The organism is Streptomyces showdoensis (assembly GCF_039535475.1).
Classification (GTDB): Bacteria; Actinomycetota; Actinomycetes; order Streptomycetales; family Streptomycetaceae; genus Streptomyces; species Streptomyces showdoensis.
The window spans coordinates 819,492-836,640 of record NZ_BAAAXG010000026.1 but is presented as its reverse complement, the minus strand read 5'-3'; the positions used below and the strand labels follow the sequence as shown (position 1 = coordinate 836,640).

Here is a 17,149-nt window from a genome sequence, read left to right as displayed (position 1 = left end):
CGTGACCCTGCGCGAGATGCGCTGGTGGGACATCGGCCCCGTGCTCACCCTGGAAGCGGAGCTGTTCCCCGAGGACGCCTGGTCCGAGGGGATGTTCTGGTCGGAGCTCGCGCACGCCCGCGGGCCGCGCGCGACCCGGCGCTACGTGGTGGCCGAGGACGCGCACGGCCGGATCGCCGGGTACGCGGGACTCGCCGCGGCCGGTGGCCTCGGCGACGTCCAGACCATCGCCGTCGCCCGTGACCAGTGGGGCAGCGGCCTCGGCGGGCGCCTCCTCACCGACCTGCTCCAGCACGCCACGGCCTTCGAGTGCGACGAGGTCCTGCTCGAAGTGCGCGTGGACAACACCCGGGCCCAGAAGCTCTACGAGCGCTTCGGCTTCGAGCCCATCGGTTTCCGGCGCGGCTACTACCAGCCCGGAAACGTGGACGCGCTCGTGATGCGACTGACCGTTCAAGGAACTGAGACTGATTCTGATGGCTGCTGACGAACCGCTCGTACTCGGCATCGAGACCTCCTGCGACGAGACCGGCGTCGGCATCGTCCACGGGACCACCCTCCTCGCGGACGCCGTCGCCTCCAGCGTCGACACCCACGCCCGCTTCGGCGGCGTCGTGCCCGAGATCGCCTCCCGCGCCCACCTGGAGGCGATGGTCCCGACGATCGAGCGCGCCCTCAAGGACGCCGGCGTCTCCCCGAAGGACCTCGACGGCATCGCCGTCACCGCGGGCCCCGGCCTCGCCGGCGCGCTGCTCGTCGGCGTCTCGGCGGCCAAGGCGTACGCGTACGCCCTCGGCAAGCCGCTCTACGGCGTCAACCACCTCGCCTCGCACATCTGCGTCGACCAGCTGGAGCACGGCCGGCTGCCCGAGCCGACGATGGCCCTGCTGGTCTCCGGCGGCCACTCCTCGCTGCTGCTGTCCTCGGACATCACCTCCGACGTGCGGCCGCTGGGCGCGACCATCGACGACGCCGCGGGCGAGGCCTTCGACAAGATCGCCCGGGTGCTCGACCTCGGCTTCCCCGGCGGACCGGTCATCGACCGGCTCGCCAAGGAGGGCGACCCGAAGGCGATCGCCTTCCCGCGCGGCCTGTCCGGCGCCAAGGACCCCGCGTACGACTTCTCCTTCTCCGGTCTGAAGACCGCCGTGGCCCGCTGGATCGAGGCCAAGCGGAACGCGGGCGAGGACGTGCCCGTACGGGACGTCGCCGCGTCCTTCCAGGAGGCGGTCGTCGACGTGCTCACCCGCAAGGCCGTCCGGGCCTGCAAGGACGAGGGCGTCGACCACCTGATGATCGGCGGCGGCGTGGCCGCCAACTCGCGGCTGCGGGCGCTCGCCCAGGAGCGCTGCGAGCGGGCCGGCATCCGGCTGCGGGTGCCCCGGCCGGGCCTGTGCACCGACAACGGCGCGATGGTCGCGGCGCTCGGCGCCGAGATGGTCGCCCGCAACCGGCCGGCCTCCGACCTGGAGCTGTCCGCCGACTCCTCGCTGCCGGTGACGGACCCGCACGTGCCGGGGGCCCACGCGCACGACCACGGGCACGCGCACGACCACGACCACGTGCACGAGGTCAGCAAGGAGAACCTGTACCCGTGACCGTGGTGACCCTGATGTGGGAGGCCCGCGCCGCCGAGGGCCGCGGCGCCGAGCTGCTGGCCTGGGCGCTCGCCCAGGAGCCGGCGCCGGCGCCGCTGCGCCGCGAGACCTTCCGCGCCCCCCAGGACCGGGTCCTGGTGCTCACCTGGTGGGAGACGCCGGACGGGCTGGACGCGGAGCTGCCCGAGCTGCCGGAGCCGGAGGCGGGGCTGCTCACCCGTCCGGTGCACCGCTGGCGCTTCGAATCGATCGAATCGATCGAATCCGCGACATAGGGGCAACCGTTCGAACGGTTCGCGCATCCCACAGCGTGTGAAGAAGACGATCGCGCTGTGGGCGGCGCTGACCGCCGTGGCCCTGTTCGCCACGACCGGCTGCACGACGACGGCCGACGCGGACAGCCCCGCCGCCGGAACCGGCGGCGTGACCCCGTCGGCGTCGGCGTCCGCCGGGACGCAGGAGCCCGACGTGGCCGCCGCGCGCGCCGCCGCGTACCGCAGGTGGGGACTGAAGCCCCTCGCGCCCCCGCCCGCCCCGCCCGCGAAGAAGCCGGTGACGCGGAGCGCCGGCGGGCCCGTGCCCGTGGTCAGCGACATCCCGACCACCGAGAAGATCGTCTTCCTCACCATCGACGACGGCGCCGAGAAGGACCCCGAGTTCGTCGCGATGATGCGCGACCTGAAGATCCCCGTGACGATGTTCCTCACCGACGCGGCCATCCGCGCCGACTACCGGTACTTCGCGCCCCTCGTCGCCCAGGGCCACGGCGTCGCCAACCACACCCTCACCCACCCCAACCTGCGCACCCTCTCCGCCGAGGCCCAGCGCAGGGAGATCTGCGGACAGCAGGAGAAGCTCGCCGAGGAGTACGGTCAGCGGCCGCGGCTCTTCCGCCCGCCCTACGGCAACTGGAACGAGTCCACCCGCGCCGCGGCCGCCGCGTGCGGGGTGGACGCGATCGTGCTGTGGCGCGAGTCCATGCAGATCAAGAACATGCAGTACCAGCGCGGCGACAAGAAGCTGCACCCCGGAGACATCGTCCTGGCCCACTTCCGCGGCCCGTCCGAGCTCAAGGGCACGACGATGACCGAGATGACGGCCAACCTCCTGCGCCACATCCAGGAGCAGGGCTTCACCGTGGCGCGCCTGGAGGACTACCTCTAGAAGAAGATCCCGGGGTGGTGTCGATGCGGGCGACCGCCGTTCGACGTATGAGTGTGAAGGCGGGGAACGGCCCCGCCACCGCACCCCGAGGAGCCACCATGCCCCGCTACCTCTCCCTCGTCCGCATCGAGGAGAACACCATCGACATGGCGTCCGCCGACCCCGGCTTCGAGGAGCGCATGGGCGCGCTGTTCGAGGAGATCACCAAGGCCGGCGTCATGCTCGACACGGCCGGGCTCAAGCCCACCGCCGACAGCACCCGGATCTCCTGGCAGGACGGGAAGCTGTCCTACACCGACGGCCCCTTCACCGAGACCAAGGAGGTCGTCGGCGGCTACGCCATGATGCAGTGCAAGGACATGGCCGAGGCGATCGAGTGGGGGAAGCGCTTCCTGGAGGTCCACCCGCCGCAGTGGACCGTGGGCCTGGAGATCCGCGAGGTCGAGGAGATGCCGGGGTCCTGAACCCCGCCGCTGTCGGCCGCTGTCAGTGGGCTGTGCTGTCATGTGAGACGTGACGGCACAGTCGGTCGAGCAGACCCTGGACACGGTCTTCCGGATGGAGTCCGCCCGGATCATCGCCACCGTGGCACGGATCGTCCGGGACGTCGGGATCGCCGAGGAGATCGCCCAGGACGCGCTCGTCGCCGCCCTGGAGCAGTGGCCCCGGACGGGCGTCCCGGACCGGCCGGGCGCCTGGCTGACGGCCACCGCCAAGCACCGCGCCGTCGACCTCGTACGGCGCCGCGAGACGTACGCCCGCAAGCTCGCGGAGGTCGGCCGCGAGCTGACCGACACGGCGTACGACCCCGAGCCCTCCGGCCCCGGGGACATCGACGACGACGTGCTGCGGCTGGTCTTCACCACCTGCCACCCGGTGCTCTCCGCCGAGGCCCGCACCGCGCTCACCCTCAGGCTGCTCGGCGGGCTGCGCACGGACGAGATCGCCCGCGCCTTCCTGGTGCCGGAGCCGACCGTCGCCGCGCGGGTCACCCGGGCCAAGCGGACCCTGGCGCGCAGCGGGGTCGCGTTCGAGGTCCCCTACGGGGAGGACCGGGCGGCCCGCCTCGGCTCGGTCCTGGAGGTCATCTACCTGATCTTCAACGAGGGGTACGCGGCGACCGCCGGCGACGACCTGCTGCGCCCGGCCCTGTGCGAGGACGCGCTGCGGCTCGCCCGGGTGCTCGCCGCGCTGATGCCCCGGGAGGGCGAGGTCCACGGGCTGGCCGCCCTGCTGGAGATCCAGGCCTCCCGGACGGCGGCCAGGACCGGCCCGGACGGGCAGCCGGTGCTCCTCGCCGACCAGGACCGGCGGCGCTGGGACCGGCTGCTGATCCGGCGCGGCTACGCGGCCCTGGGGCGGGCCGTCGAGGAGGGCGGTGCCACCGGCCCGTACGCCCTCCAGGCCGCCATCGCCGCCTGCCACGCCCGGGCGGCCCGGTACGAGGAGACGGACTGGGCGACGATCGCCGCGCTCTACGGGCGGCTGGCCGCCGTCGCGCCCTCCCCGGTCGTCGAGCTGAACCGGGCGGTCGCCGTGTCGATGGCCGAGGGCCCCGAGGCGGGCCTCGCCCTCGTCGACGCCCTCGCCGCCGCACCCGCCCTGGCCCGCTACCACCTGCTGCCCAGCGTCCGGGGCGACCTGCTGGCCCGGCTCGGCCGGGAGGAGGAGGCGCGGGCCGAGTTCGCGCGGGCCGCGGAGCTCACCCGCAACGAGCGGGAGCGGGCGCTGCTGCGCCGCAGGGCCGCCGGGTGAGGCCGCCGTGCGGGAGGGCCGCCGGTTAAGCTCCCCCGCATGTCCCGCCGCATGCCTCTCCCCCCGCCCCCGCCGCCCGCCGAGGTCCAGGCCTGGCCCGACCGGGAGGCGCGGCTCGCCGACCGGGCGCTCGCCATGGACGAGTTGGTGCGCCGACTGCTCGGCGGCGGACGGCTGGTGCTGTTCCTGGTCTGGTTCGGGCTGCTCCAACTGGGCTGGTCGCTGGTGGGCGTCCCGCTCGTGTCCTTCGGCGGCGCCGGCGGGGTGGCGGACCCGATCGGCATGCTGCTCGGACTGTTCTGCGGAGCCGCCGGGATCGCCGTGCTCGTCCCCGCCGTCTGGCTGACCGTGCGGAGCCTCGGCCGGGACCGGGTGGCCCGCGAGCGGCTCGCGGCCTGGGCCGCGCTCGACCGGCACGGGCCGTCCGACGCGCGGCTGCGGCTGCCGCTGCTGAGCGCGGGCTGGCTGCTGCTGTCCTTCGCGATGTGCGCGGTCGGCCTGTGGACCGCCTTCGCCGTGCCGCTCAACACGGGCCCGGAGGACGGCGGTTACGGCGCCGTCGCGTACGGCATGGGCGCCGCCCTCATCCTGTGGGTGACGGGTCTGACCGGGCTCGCGAAGGCCGTCGGGCACTACCGCATGGCCGTCCGCCTCACCGGCCGGCCGGGCGCCCGATCAGCATCGTCGGGGCTCCCGCGACCCGAGTGAGGAGCACCGTCGCGGAGTTGGGGCCCTTGGGCTTCACCTTGCGCCGGATCTCCTCGGGTTCGACGGCGGAGCCGCGCTTCTTCACGGTCAGCACGCCGACCTCGCGCTCGCGCAGCAGGGCCTTCAACTTCTTGAGGTTGAAGGGGAGTTCGTCGGTGATCTCGTATGCGGAGGCGTACGGGGTCGGGACGAGCGCGTCGGCGGTCACGTACGCGATGGTCGGGTCGATCAGGCCGCCGTCGAGCTCCCGGGCCACCTCGGCGACCAGGTGCGCGCGGATGACGGCGCCGTCCGGCTCGTACAGGTAGCGGCCGACGGGGCGGACCTCCGGGTCGGGGAGCCCGCCCCCGGTGAGGGTCGCGCCGCCGGGCAGCAGGGTGGCGCGGCGGGCGCCGGGCTCGGTGCCGAACCAGAGCACCGCCTCCTTCACGTCCCCGCCGTCCGAGATCCACTCCGCCTCGGCCTCCTCCGGCACCGCCTCGTGCGGGATGCCCGGGGCGATCTTCAGGGCCGCGTGCGGGGCCTTGCGGGCCGCCTCGACCGCCCAGGACAGCGGCGGCGAGTAGGCCTCCGGGTCGAAGATCCGGCCCCGGCCGCCACGCCGGGCCGGGTCGACGAAGACGGCGTCGTACGGGCTGGTGTCGATCTCCGTCACGTCCGCGCAGCGCACCTCGATCAGCCCGTCGAGGCCGAGCGCCGCCGCGTTGGCGCGGGCCGCCTCCGCGGTGAGCGGGTCGCGGTCGACGGCGAGGACGGAGATCCCGGCCCGGGCGAGCGCGAGCGCGTCGCCGCCGATGCCGGAGCAGAGGTCGGCGACGCTGCGCACGCCGAGCGCCTTGAGGCGGGCCGCGCGGTAGGCGCCGACGGTGGCCCGGGTGGACTGCTCGACGCCGTTGGGCGTGAAGTACATGCGGTACGCGTCCTCGGCGCCGAACTTCGCCACCGCGCGCTGCCGCAGCCGGGCCTGGCCGAGCGCCGCCGAGACCAGCTCGGCGGGGTGCTCCCGGCGCAGCCGGGAGGCGACGGCCAGCTCCTGGGCGGGGTCGTAGTCGCGCAGGGCGGCGAGGAGCGCCTGCCCCTCGGGGGAGAACAGGGCGGCGAAGGCGGCGAGGTCGGTCACCCGTCCCATTCTGAGGGGCGCCGGGGCTGTGGGCCGCCCGGGGGACGGCGTGGGCGGCGCCGGTGGTGTCGGAGGCCGGGAGGGGCTCGGCGCTGACAGGATGCGGCGCCATGCAGCTAGTCAGACAAAAGGAACAAAAAGCGCGCTTCCGGTCCGTGCGCATGATCGGCGCCGCCCTCGTCGTCGCCGCCCTCGGCTCCGCCTGCGCGGGCCCCGGCGGCGACGGCGGAGCCGCGCCCCCGAAGCCCGCCGCGGGCCAGCAGGGTGCGCAGAACGCGGCCGGCGCCCTCGACGCGTACGTCGCACGGGTCCGCGCCGCGCGCGCCGCCCGGGTGGCCGCCGCCAAGAAGTGGGGCCTGGCCCAGCCGCCGCTCGAAGCGCCGGCGCCGCCCGCCGTGAAGCCGAGGATCACCACCCGCAAGGGCTTCGAGACCCAGGGGGAGGGGCTGCCCCCGGTCTTCACCACCGTGCCGACCAAGCAGAAGGTCGTCTTCCTGACGATCGACGACGGCGCCGAGAAGGACCCCGCGCTGCTGCGGATGATGAGCGAGCTGAAGCTCCCGTACAGCGCGTTCCTCAGCGACTACCTGGTCAAGGAGGACTACGGCTACTTCCGGACGATGCAGAAGTCGCAGCCCGGCGGGGTCGCCCTGTACAACCACACCCTCCGCCACCGCTATCTGCCCGGGCTCGACTACGACGACCAGAAGCGCGAGATCTGCGGGATGCAGGACGTCATCCAGAAGCAGTTCGGCAAGCGGCCCGAGCTCTTCCGCCCGCCGTACGGCAACTACAACGAGGACACCCTGCGCGCGGCGAAGAGCTGCGGGGTCAAGGCCGTCCCGCTGTGGGCCTCCGAGGCCTTCCCCGACCACATGGAGTGGCGCGAGTGGGACCGGGACCTGCACCCCGGCGACATCATCCTCACGCACTTCCGCGGCAAGGAGGACTGGAAGGGCACCATGCCGGACATGATCCGGCGGGTGATGAAGACGATCACGGCGAAGGGGTACGCGGTGGCCAGGCTGGAGGACTACGTATGAGCCCGGCGCGCCGGCTGGCAGCCGCCCTGGCCCTGACCGGCGCGCTGCTCACCCTGCCCGCCTGCGCGTCCTCGGCCGACCCGATCGACCCGATCGAGCGGCTGGGCCGCAAGGCGGCGGAGAAGGTCTCGCCGCACCCGCCGCGCGTCCCGCGCCCGCCGCACGCGGCCCGGGGGCCCGCCGCCGACCCGCACGCGGGTCCCGCGGCTCCCGCCGGGCCCGCCGGGCCCGCCGCCTCGGCGGTTCCCGCCGGCCGGGCCTCCGCCTCCCCGGTCCCGGTGAGGCCCCTCGTACGGAACCACGGGCTCCGTCCGCGCGTTCTTCCCGACGCGCCCTCCGCTCACGCCACGGGGTCGTGAATTGGCACTCCGCTTGACCGAGTGCTAATCGCGGTCATAGTCTCGGCTCTGGCACTCACCACTGGAGAGTGCCAACACAGCGACGGGCAGGTCCGGCACCCGCGACGACGGATCCAGCTGGTCGCCACCTCAGACAGTTAACCCCGTGAGATCTCCGAAGGGGGAGGTCGGATCGTGACGACCACCAGCTCCAAGGTTGCCATCAAGCCGCTCGAGGACCGCATCGTGGTCCAGCCGCTCGACGCCGAGCAGACCACTGCCTCTGGCCTGGTCATCCCGGACACCGCGAAGGAGAAGCCCCAGGAGGGCGTCGTCCTCGCCGTCGGCCCGGGCCGCTTCGAGAACGGCGAGCGCCTGCCGCTCGACGTCAACACCGGCGACATCGTGCTGTACAGCAAGTACGGCGGCACCGAGGTGAAGTACAACGGCGAGGAGTACCTCGTCCTCTCGGCTCGCGACGTGCTCGCGATCATCGAGAAGTAAGTCACCAAGGCACCTGTACAGATGCTTTGAGCTGCGCCCCTGACCCCTGCTTTTTCCGTGGGCGTCCAGGGGCGCAGTTTTCTTTCAACGATTTCCGAGAGGGCTGAACCGCTCCCATGGCGAAGATCCTGAAGTTCGACGAGGACGCCCGTCGCGCCCTTGAGCGCGGCGTCAACAAGCTGGCCGACACGGTGAAGGTGACGATCGGCCCCAAGGGCCGCAACGTCGTCATCGACAAGAAGTTCGGCGCCCCCACCATCACCAACGACGGTGTCACGATCGCCCGCGAGGTCGAGATCGAGGACCCGTACGAGAACCTCGGCGCCCAGCTCGTGAAGGAGGTGGCGACCAAGACCAACGACATCGCGGGTGACGGCACCACCACCGCCACCGTGCTCGCCCAGGCCCTGGTGCGCGAGGGTCTGCGCAACGTCGCCGCCGGCGCCTCCCCGGCCGCCCTGAAGAAGGGCATCGACGCCGCGGTCAAGGCCGTGTCCGAGGAGCTCCTCGCGACCGCCCGCCCGATCGATGACAAGTCCGACATCGCCGCCGTCGCCGCGCTCTCCGCGCAGGACCAGCAGGTCGGCGAGCTCATCGCCGAGGCGATGGACAAGGTCGGCAAGGACGGTGTCATCACCGTCGAGGAGTCCAACACCTTCGGCCTGGAGCTGGAGTTCACCGAGGGCATGGCCTTCGACAAGGGCTACCTCTCGCCGTACATGGTCTCCGACCAGGAGCGCATGGAGGCCGTCCTCGACGACCCGTACATCCTGATCAACCAGGGCAAGATCTCCTCCATCCAGGACCTCCTGCCGCTGCTCGAGAAGGTCATCCAGGCCGGTGGCTCCAAGCCGCTGCTGATCATCGCCGAGGACGTCGAGGGCGAGGCCCTCTCCACCCTCGTCGTCAACAAGATCCGTGGCACCTTCAACGCCGTCGCCGTCAAGGCGCCCGGCTTCGGTGACCGCCGCAAGGCGATGCTCCAGGACATGGCCACCCTCACCGGTGCCACCGTCATCTCCGAGGAGGTCGGCCTCAAGCTCGACCAGGCCGGTCTCGACGTGCTGGGCACCGCCCGCCGCGTGACCGTCACCAAGGACGACACCACGATCGTGGACGGCGCCGGCTCCTCCGAGGACGTCCTCGGCCGCGTCAACCAGATCAAGGCCGAGATCGAGTCCACGGACTCCGACTGGGACCGCGAGAAGCTCCAGGAGCGCCTCGCGAAGCTGGCCGGCGGCGTGTGCGTGATCAAGGTCGGCGCCGCCACCGAGGTGGAGCTGAAGGAGAAGAAGCACCGTCTGGAGGACGCCATCTCCGCGACCCGCGCCGCGGTCGAGGAGGGCATCGTCTCCGGTGGTGGCTCCGCGCTCGTCCACGCCGTCAAGGTCCTCGAGGGCAACCTCGACAAGACCGGCGACGAGGCCACCGGTGTCGCCGTGGTCCGCCGCGCCGCCGTCGAGCCGCTGCGCTGGATCGCCGAGAACGCCGGCCTCGAGGGCTACGTCATCACCTCGAAGGTGGCGGAGCTCGACAAGGGCCAGGGCTTCAACGCCGCGACCGGCGAGTACGGCGACCTGGTCAAGGCCGGCGTCATCGACCCGGTGAAGGTCACGCGCTCCGCCCTGGAGAACGCCGCCTCCATCGCCTCCCTGCTGCTCACGACCGAGACCCTGGTCGTCGAGAAGAAGGAAGAGGAGCCGGCGGACGCGGGCCACGGCCACGGCCACGGTCACTCGCACTGACGCCGTAGCTCGTAGCGCGTAGCGCGTAGCTCACAGCCGAGGCCCGGTGCCCCCGTCGCGGGGGCACCGGGCCTCGATGCGTTCCGGCGGGATCCGGAAGGCGGGGCCTAGGCCTCGACCGCCCCGAGCTGCCCCATCAGCCCGAGCATGTCGTACTGCCACCACCCCGCGACGGCCTTCCCGTCCTCCCGGAACCGCTGGATCATCGTGCCGGTCATCTCCACCGCGATGCCGGAGGGCTGGAGACCCATGAAATCGCCGGTGTGGGTGGCGTGCCAGGTCCAGCGGGTGCACACCCGGTCACCCTCGGCGATCTGGTCCTCGACGGTGAAGGCGAAGTCGAAGCCGCCCCGCCACATCTCCACCTCGCGCCGCACCGCGTCCATGCCGATGACGTCCGTGGGGTTGGACGGATCGTGGTCGTGGTACCCCTCGGCGAGCACCTGGTCGAGGAGCGACAGGTCCTCCCCGCCGGCGACCAGTTCGAGGAAGCGGCGCGAGTTCGCCTTGTAGAGCGCCTCGTCGCGGACCACGTCCAGATCGGTGAAGGTCGGCATCTCGTCGCAGAGCGCGACCATCTCCCGGAAGATCCGGTCGGTCTCGGGCAGCTGCGAGTTGCGCATGGCCACGTCGTACGAGGGGAACTCGACGATCTCCACCACATGGGAGGCGTCCGAGCGGTCCGTACCGACGATGCTGTGGGTGGCGGTGCGCTTGCCCTTGGTCTGGGCGACCCACTCGTCCATGAGCCGGTTCAGGTCGTCGATCCGGCTGGTCTTGCAGTCGATTATCTGTACGAAACTCATGGCGCCTCCCGGGCCGGGGCGGACCCTTCCAGTCTAGGTCCGCGGGCGCGGGGTGCCCTGGCAGCATGGGGGCATGCGGGCCATGGGGGAGGAACCGGGGGAGCGGTCGGTCACGGTCGACAACGGCACGGGGATCGTGGTCGTCGGCGACGGCAACCGGATCGTGGCCGGGGCGGCGGCGCCCGTCCGGTCCGCGTACTGGGAACAGGTCGGCCGCCTCGCCCCCGCCGAACTGCGCGACCGGGAAGACGAGTTGGCGGAGCTCGCCGCCTTCTGCCGGGGCGGCGCCCCCGGCTACCTGTGGTGGCGGGCCGACGCCTGGGCCGGCAAGACCGCGCTCATGGCCTGGTTCGCCCTCCGCCCGCCGCCGGGCGTGCGGATCGTCCCCTTCTTCGTCACCGCCCGCTGGGCCGCCCAGAGCGACGCGGCGGCGTACCTCGACGTGGTCCTGGAACAGCTCGCCGAACTGGCCGCCGAGCCGCTGCCCGCCCTCCTCACCGCCGCCACCCGGCAGGCCCACCTGCTCCGCCTGTACGGGGCCGCCGCCCGCGCCTGCGCCGAGCGCGGCGAACGGCTGGTCCTCCTCGTCGACGGCCTCGACGAGGACCGGGGAGTGACCACCGGCCCGGACGCCCACTCGATCGCCGCCCTCCTCCCGGACGACCTGCCGGTCGTCGTCTCCGGCCGCCTCAACCCGCCGCTCCCGGCCGACGTCCCCGACACCCACCCGCTGCGCGACCCGGCGGCCGTCCGCCTCCTCGCCCCCTCTCCGTCCGCCCGCGCGATCCGGGTCGAGGCGGAACGCGAGCTGAAGCACCTCCTCACGGCGGGCGGCCTCCCGTACGAGCTCCTCGCCCTGCTCACCGCCGCGGGCGGCGGCCTCACGGCGGACGACCTCGCGGAGCTCACGGACGAGGTGCCCTACCGGGTCCGCGACCTGCTGCGCACCGGCCCCGGCCGCACCTTCGCCCCGGCCGGCCCCGCCTACCTCCTCGCCCACGAGGAACTGGCCGCCCAGGCCCGGGAGATGCTGGGTCCGCGCGAACTGGACCGCTTCCGGGCCCGGTTGCACACCTGGGCGCAGCGCTGGCGGGAGCGCGGCTGGCCCGAGGGCACACCGGAGCACCTGCTGCGCGGGTACGTCGCGATGCTGCGGGCGGCGGGGGACGTGGACCGGCTGGTCTCCTGCGCCCTCGACACCGCACGGCACGGCCGGCTGCTCGCGGTGACCGGCGGGGACGGGGCGGCCCTCGCGGAGGTGCGGGCGGCGGAGGAAGCCCTGCTCGCCGGGGGCGACCGGCCGGACCTGGTCCCGCTGATGCTGAGGCTCGCGATCCGGCGGGACGGCCTGGAGCTGAGCGGCGGCCTCGTGCGCCCGGAACTCGCGGCCGGGTGGGCAGCCGTCGGCGAGGTCGACCGGGCGGTGGCGCTGGCGCGGGGTGCGGGGGACGAGGGGGCGGTGGCGGGGCTGTGCGCGGTGGCGGCGACCTTGCTGCGGCGCGGGGACCGGGACAGGGCCGTCCGTCTCGCCGAGGAGGCGGAGACGCTGGCGCTGCGGGACCGGGAGAGCTACGGGCGGGACCGCGCGTCGGCGGATGCCGCCATGCTGCTGGTCGCGCTCGGCTTCCACGAGCGGGCGGAGCGGCAGGTACGGCGGATCGTCAGTGACCACAACCGGTACCGGCCGCTGTACGCGCTGACCCGCGCGTTCTGCGCGACGGATAAGTACGAGCGGGCCCTCGGCCTCGCGCGCGGCGAGCCGCACATCCGGCTGCGGGCCAACGCGCGCTCCGAGACGGTCCGCTCGCTGATCTGGGCGGGCCGGGGCGGGGACGCAGAGCAGGCGGCGCGCGAGACTGACCCGAACCGGGCGGTCGCCGCCGTGGTCCTGATCAGAGCGGCGACCGCACTCCGGGAAGCGGGACAGGACGGCGCGGTTGCCGACCTTCTGGCCGAAGGACTGCGGCAGTACGAGGTGATGGAGCCTGACGAGGACGGGGCCGGGCTACGGCGCAAGCTGATCGAGGCGTTGGTGGAGGCCGGTGAGCTCGGTCTGGCGCGCGCACCGCGGCATCCGTCGAATGGCGGTGACGCGGAGGCCTACACCGTCGCGCTGGCGAGGATCGGAGCGTGGGACCTGGCCTGGGAAGCGTTCGACTCGGCTAGCGATGGGGTTCTGGCGAGCTTTCCCCGCGTCACGGCTGAGCGCGGTCTGGACGGGGAGGCCGAGGAGATGGCTCTCGGACTGCCACCGGGCGAGTACGCCGAGAACGTGTGGGAGATCATCGCGGAGACCCGTCTCGCGCGCGAGGAGCCGGACACGGTCATGCCCCTGCTGGGACGGCTGACCGAGAGTGCCCGCGGCTTCGCCGCTATCGGTGAACTCGTACGGCAACTGACCATGCGAGGCCGGGTCGACGAGGCGCGGGAGGTGGTGGCGCGCATGACCGGGCCCGAGCACGAACTGCGTCTCACCTCCGCGCTGATCGGACCGGCGGCCGAGTCCCTGCACGATGTCGGGTACTTCGCAGAGGCGCGTGAGCTGCTGACAGCGGCCGAGGCGGGCAGTCGCAAGCCGCCCCGGCGCATGCTGGTGGAGCGCCTGGCGGGGTGCGCCCGCGCTCTCGCGGAAACCGGACAGCGGGAACGGGCCTCGGTACTGCTCGACGGCGTGACCCACGAGCAGGACCGCGACGACGGAGACCTGGTGCCGGCGCTGCTGGCGACCGGGCAGACCGGGCTCGCCGAGTCGTTCGCCGTGAGGTCCCACGATTGGATCGGGGCGGTCGCGAGAGTCGCGGCGGCCCGGATCGCCGAAGGCTCGCTCGCGGAGGCGGGTCCGCTGTTCACCGCCGCCAGGTCCGGAGTTCGCGTGTCGGAGGCCACCGCGTACGCGCGGTCGGGCGAGGTGGAGCGGGCGGCCTGGCTCGCCCGACGGCTCACGGCAGACCTCGATGTCATCGAGGTCTCCACCGCACTGGCGCACGCCCTGGCTCTCCAGGGCCGCCGCGAGGAGGCGGAGCAGTGGCTGGACCGGGCCGTGGAGGTGTCCTGGCCCCGGGCGGCCACCACCGCGTACATGCTGCCGGACCTCGTCCGTGCCCAACTGGCCCTCGGCCGCCGCGAGGAGGCCACGGCCCTGCTGCACCGGGCGACCCGGTCCTGGCTCACCTACTACGGCTCGTCCCAGCCCGAGTACCTGCTCCGCGCCTGGGTCCTGCTCGGCGCCCACGACCACGCGCTCGACCTCGTGCGGCGACTGGAGCCCGACGCCGTGCAGAAGGCGCTGCCGCTGCTCGCCGCCGACCTCGCCCGCGCCGGCGAGCACGCGCGGGCCGAGGCGGTGCTCGCGGAGCTGCACCACCTGGGCCCGAAGTGCGCCGCCGCGTACACCGTCCTGGCCGTCGAGCACCCCGACCCCCGCCGCGCCCGCGAACTCACCGCCCTCGCCCTGCACCTGGGCCCCTGGTACGAGGCGCTGCCGGCCGTGCTGGCGCGGGAGCCGGGCGCGAGGGAGGAGGTGGTCGCCGAGGGCGAGCGGCTCCGGCTGCTGCTGCGCTAGGCGGACCGCGTCAGGTCCGCCGCCCGTACCTCCTCCGCGAACGGCTCCCCCCGCCCGTACCGCGCCACCTCCTCGATCGCCTGGTCCGCCATCCGGTGCAGTTCGTTGCCGAGGGAGCCGGCGACGTGCGGGGTGAGGAGGACGTTGGGGAGGGTCCACAGGGGGGAGTCGGGGGCGGGGAGTTCGGGGTCGGTGACGTCGAGGACGGCGTGGAGGCGGCCCGAGCGGAGGTGGGGGAGGAGGGCGGTCTCGTCGACGAGGGAGCCGCGGGCGGTGTTGATCAGGGTCGCGCCGTCGGGCATCGCGGCGAGCTGCGCGGGGCCGAGCATGTGGTGGGTGGCGGGGAGCTGGGGGGCGTGGACGGAGACGACCGAGCTGCGGGCGCAGAGTTCGTCGAGGGGGACGAGCGAGACGCCCGGGCCGGGGTCCGTCACGTACGGGTCGTGGAGCAGGATCTCGTAGTCGAAGGGGCGCAGCAGCTCGATGACCCGGCGGCCGATGCGGGAGGCGCCGATGATGCCCACCGTGCGGCGGTAGTTGCCCCAGGCGGTGGACTCGTCGAGCCAGGCCTGGGCGGTGCGCCGGTCCGCGTACTGCTGGGCGGAGCGCAGGACCCGCTTCCCGGCGAAGAGGATCGCGGCGAGGGTGTATTCGGCGACGGGCAGCGCGTTGGCGGCGGCGGCCGAGGTGACGGCGAGGCCGCGGGTCCAGCAGGCGTCGGTGACGTGGTGCTTGACCGAGCCGGCCGCGTGGACGACGGCCTTGAGGCGGGGGGCGCGGGCCAGCACCTCGGCGGTGAGCGGGGTGGTGCCCCAGCAGGTGAGGAGGAGTTCGGCCTCGGCGAGGGCCGCGGCGACCCTCGCGTCCGGGGCCGACAGGTCGTGGGCGACGAGCCGCGGGTCGGTGCGGGTGAGGGCGGCGAGGCGGTCGCGGTGGGCGTCGGTGAGGAGGCGTTCGGCGATGCCGGGGCCCATCGCGAGGAGGAGGGCGGGGCGGTTGTCAGTGGTGTGGTGCATCGTGGGACCTGTGCTCCTCACTTGACGCTGCCGGCGGTCAGGCCCGCTTTCCAGTGGCGCTGGAGGGAGACGAAGGCGACGACGAGGGGGACGACGGCGAGCAGGGATCCGGTGACGACGAGGGGGTAGAAGTCGGGCTCGGCGTGGGCGTTGCTGTTCCAGGAGTAGAGGCCGAGGCTGAGCGGGAAGAGCTTCTGGTCCGAGAGCATCACGAGGGGGAGGAAGAAGTTGTTCCAGATCGCGGTGAACTGGAAGAGGAAGACGGTCACGAAGCCGGGCATGACCATGCGCAGGCCGATGGACCAGAAGGTGCGCAGCTCGCCCGCCCCGTCGATGCGGGCGGCCTCCAGCGCCTCGTCGGGGATGTAGCCGGCGCTGAAGACCCGGGCGAGGTAGACCCCGAAGGGGTTGACCAGGACGGGCAGGATGACGGCCCAGTAGGTGTTGACGATGCCCGCCTCGCTGGCGAGCAGGTACATGGGCAGGGCGAGCGCGGTGGTGGGGACGAGCACGCCCAGCAGGACGACGCCGAAGAGTTTCTCCTTGCCCGGGAAGTCGTACTTGTCGAAGGCGTACCCCGCGGCGACGCTGACCAGCGAGCAGGCGAGGGCGCCGACGCCCGCGTACAGCAGGCTGTTCAGGTACCAGTGGAAGTAGATGCCGTCGTTGTACTCGGCGAGCCGGGACAGGTTGCCGCCGAGGTCGAAGCCCTCGAAGGAGAAGGCGTTCCCGGCGAGGAGCCCGCCGGCGTCCTTGGTGGCGGCGGTGAGCAGCCAGACGAGCGGGAAGAGCATGTAGACGACGGCGAGGACGAGGGCGCCGTTGACGGCGGCCTTCGACAGCCAGACGGAGGGGGTGCGGGGCTTGCTCATGCGGCCTTCTCCTTCCGGCGGCCGGTGCCGCGGCGTCCGCCGCGACGGCCGGTCAGGCGGGTGACGGCGAAGGAGAGCAGGGCGGCGGTCAGGGCGAGCAGGACGGAGGCGGCCGCGGCGAGGCCGTAGTCGTTGCGGTCGAAGGCGGCGGTGTACGCGTACATGTTGGGCGTCCAGGTGGAGGTGACGGCGGATCCGGTGCCCTTGTTGAGGATCAGCGGTTCGGTGAAGAGCTGGAGCGAGCCGATGACGGTGAAGAGCGCGACCATCGCCAGGGAGGACCTGATCAGCGGGAGTTTGATGGAGAAGGCGACCCGCCAGGAGCCCGCGCCGTCGACGGTGGCGGCTTCCAGGACGGAGCGGTCGATGGCCTGGAGGGCCGCGTAGAAGATCACCAGGTTGTAGCCGAGCCACTCCCACAGCGCGATGTTCACGATGGAGGGGAGGGCGCCTTCGGGGGAGAAGAAGTCGAAGCCGATGCCGCCGGCCTCCATGGCCTGGACGACCGGGCTGAGCTGCGGGGTGTAGAGGTAGACCCAGATCAGCGCGGCGATGATGCCGGGCACGGCGTGCGGCAGGAAGAGCGCGAGCTGGAAGAAGCGGCGGGCGCGGGCGAGCGCCGAGTCGAGCAGCAGGGCGAGGCCGAGGGCTCCGGCGAGCAGCAGCGGGATGTAGAGCAGGCAGTATCCGAGCAGGACGCCGAAGCCCTCGAGGAAGGCCCGGTCACCCAGCGCCGCGGTGTAGTTGTCGAGTCCGCTGAAGACGGTCTCGGCGCCGCCGAAGCCGAGCCCCGACTGCTTCTCGGTGAAGAGGCTGAGCCAGACCGCGTAGCCGATCGGCACCACCATCACCGTGGTGAACAGGAGGAAGAACGGGGTCAGCAGGGTCGCGGCGGCACGGGTGCGGGCCTTCACCGGA

The 17,149-nt window shown here is 72.9% G+C and carries 17 protein-coding genes; 12 read left to right on the top strand and 5 right to left on the bottom strand.

Features of this window, described 5'->3' with window-relative positions; genetic code table 11:
• Nucleotides 1–16 precede the first annotated feature (16 nt).
• From rimI to ABD981_RS16280, 7 genes are all read left to right on the top strand, one after another.
• Complete coding sequence (rimI, locus tag ABD981_RS16310) at nucleotides 17–487, top strand: ribosomal protein S18-alanine N-acetyltransferase (RefSeq protein WP_046908310.1); 471 nt, start codon at nucleotides 17–19, stop codon at nucleotides 485–487.
• Nucleotides 477–1,598: a tRNA (adenosine(37)-N6)-threonylcarbamoyltransferase complex transferase subunit TsaD gene (tsaD, locus tag ABD981_RS16305; RefSeq protein ID WP_046908275.1), complete on the top strand. Its 1,122-nt coding sequence runs from the start codon at nucleotides 477–479 to the stop codon at nucleotides 1,596–1,598. The genes rimI and tsaD overlap by 11 nt, the downstream gene beginning before the upstream one ends.
• Nucleotides 1,595–1,873: a hypothetical protein gene (locus ABD981_RS16300; RefSeq protein ID WP_046908276.1), complete on the top strand. Its 279-nt coding sequence runs from the start codon at nucleotides 1,595–1,597 to the stop codon at nucleotides 1,871–1,873. Before tsaD ends, ABD981_RS16300 begins: the two co-directional genes overlap by 4 nt.
• Before the next feature lie 37 nt (nucleotides 1,874–1,910).
• Nucleotides 1,911–2,762, top strand: coding sequence for a polysaccharide deacetylase family protein (locus ABD981_RS16295; RefSeq protein WP_123954538.1), 852 nt, complete (start codon nucleotides 1,911–1,913; stop codon nucleotides 2,760–2,762).
• A gap of 98 nt (nucleotides 2,763–2,860) precedes the next feature.
• Nucleotides 2,861–3,226, top strand: coding sequence for a YciI family protein (locus ABD981_RS16290; protein ID WP_046908278.1), 366 nt, complete (start codon nucleotides 2,861–2,863; stop codon nucleotides 3,224–3,226).
• Between the two features lie 94 nt (nucleotides 3,227–3,320).
• Nucleotides 3,321–4,517: an RNA polymerase sigma factor gene (locus ABD981_RS16285; protein WP_046908311.1), complete on the top strand. Its 1,197-nt coding sequence runs from the start codon at nucleotides 3,321–3,323 to the stop codon at nucleotides 4,515–4,517.
• A gap of 39 nt (nucleotides 4,518–4,556) precedes the next feature.
• Nucleotides 4,557–5,225 carry a hypothetical protein gene (locus ABD981_RS16280; RefSeq protein WP_046908279.1) on the top strand — a complete coding sequence of 223 codons (669 nt, stop codon included), beginning with the start codon at nucleotides 4,557–4,559 and terminating at the stop codon, nucleotides 5,223–5,225.
• On the opposite strand, the gene ABD981_RS16275 is transcribed toward ABD981_RS16280, so the two are convergent.
• Nucleotides 5,170–6,354, bottom strand: a complete 1,185-nt coding sequence (locus ABD981_RS16275) for a THUMP-like domain-containing protein (protein ID WP_046908280.1) — start codon at nucleotides 6,352–6,354, stop codon at nucleotides 5,170–5,172. The two genes, ABD981_RS16280 and ABD981_RS16275, sit on opposite strands and share 56 nt — an antisense overlap.
• Before the next feature lie 101 nt (nucleotides 6,355–6,455).
• On the opposite strand from ABD981_RS16275, the gene ABD981_RS16270 reads away from it, so the two are divergent.
• The 4 genes from ABD981_RS16270 (at nucleotide 6,456) to groL (ending at nucleotide 9,975) form a co-directional block, all read left to right on the top strand.
• Nucleotides 6,456–7,388 carry a polysaccharide deacetylase family protein gene (locus tag ABD981_RS16270; protein WP_046908281.1) on the top strand — a complete coding sequence of 311 codons (933 nt, stop codon included), beginning with the start codon at nucleotides 6,456–6,458 and terminating at the stop codon, nucleotides 7,386–7,388.
• Nucleotides 7,385–7,747 carry a hypothetical protein gene (locus tag ABD981_RS16265; protein WP_165590940.1) on the top strand — a complete coding sequence of 121 codons (363 nt, stop codon included), beginning with the start codon at nucleotides 7,385–7,387 and terminating at the stop codon, nucleotides 7,745–7,747. Before ABD981_RS16270 ends, ABD981_RS16265 begins: the two co-directional genes overlap by 4 nt.
• A gap of 174 nt (nucleotides 7,748–7,921) precedes the next feature.
• Nucleotides 7,922–8,230: a co-chaperone GroES gene (gene groES / locus ABD981_RS16260; protein ID WP_037688098.1), complete on the top strand. Its 309-nt coding sequence runs from the start codon at nucleotides 7,922–7,924 to the stop codon at nucleotides 8,228–8,230.
• Nucleotides 8,231–8,346: 116 nt separating this feature from the next.
• The gene (groL, locus tag ABD981_RS16255) at nucleotides 8,347–9,975 is read left to right on the top strand and encodes a chaperonin GroEL (protein WP_046908282.1); all 1,629 of its coding nucleotides are present in this window, start codon (nucleotides 8,347–8,349) and stop codon (nucleotides 9,973–9,975) included.
• Between the two features lie 107 nt (nucleotides 9,976–10,082).
• On the opposite strand, the gene ABD981_RS16250 is transcribed toward groL, so the two are convergent.
• Nucleotides 10,083–10,781 carry an ester cyclase gene (locus tag ABD981_RS16250; protein WP_046908283.1) on the bottom strand — a complete coding sequence of 233 codons (699 nt, stop codon included), beginning with the start codon at nucleotides 10,779–10,781 and terminating at the stop codon, nucleotides 10,083–10,085.
• Between the two features lie 73 nt (nucleotides 10,782–10,854).
• Here ABD981_RS16250 and ABD981_RS16245 point away from each other — a divergent pair, with 73 nt between their 5' ends.
• Nucleotides 10,855–14,343: a hypothetical protein gene (locus ABD981_RS16245; RefSeq protein ID WP_131723873.1), complete on the top strand. Its 3,489-nt coding sequence runs from the start codon at nucleotides 10,855–10,857 to the stop codon at nucleotides 14,341–14,343.
• Here the strand turns inward: ABD981_RS16245 and ABD981_RS16240 are convergent.
• Genes ABD981_RS16240 through ABD981_RS16230 form a run of 3 tightly spaced genes read right to left on the bottom strand, consistent with a single transcriptional unit; the run spans nucleotide 14,340 to nucleotide 17,145 of the window.
• A complete protein-coding gene (locus tag ABD981_RS16240) occupies nucleotides 14,340–15,359 on the bottom strand; it encodes a hydroxyacid dehydrogenase (RefSeq protein ID WP_046908285.1) in 1,020 nt (339 codons plus the stop codon). The two genes, ABD981_RS16245 and ABD981_RS16240, sit on opposite strands and share 4 nt — an antisense overlap.
• A gap of 17 nt (nucleotides 15,360–15,376) precedes the next feature.
• Entirely contained in the window at nucleotides 15,377–16,231 is an 855-nt protein-coding gene (locus ABD981_RS16235; RefSeq protein WP_046908286.1) for a carbohydrate ABC transporter permease, read from the bottom strand.
• Nucleotides 16,228–17,145: a carbohydrate ABC transporter permease gene (locus tag ABD981_RS16230; RefSeq protein ID WP_046908287.1), complete on the bottom strand. Its 918-nt coding sequence runs from the start codon at nucleotides 17,143–17,145 to the stop codon at nucleotides 16,228–16,230. The genes ABD981_RS16235 and ABD981_RS16230 overlap by 4 nt, the downstream gene beginning before the upstream one ends.
• Nucleotides 17,146–17,149 lie beyond the last annotated feature (4 nt).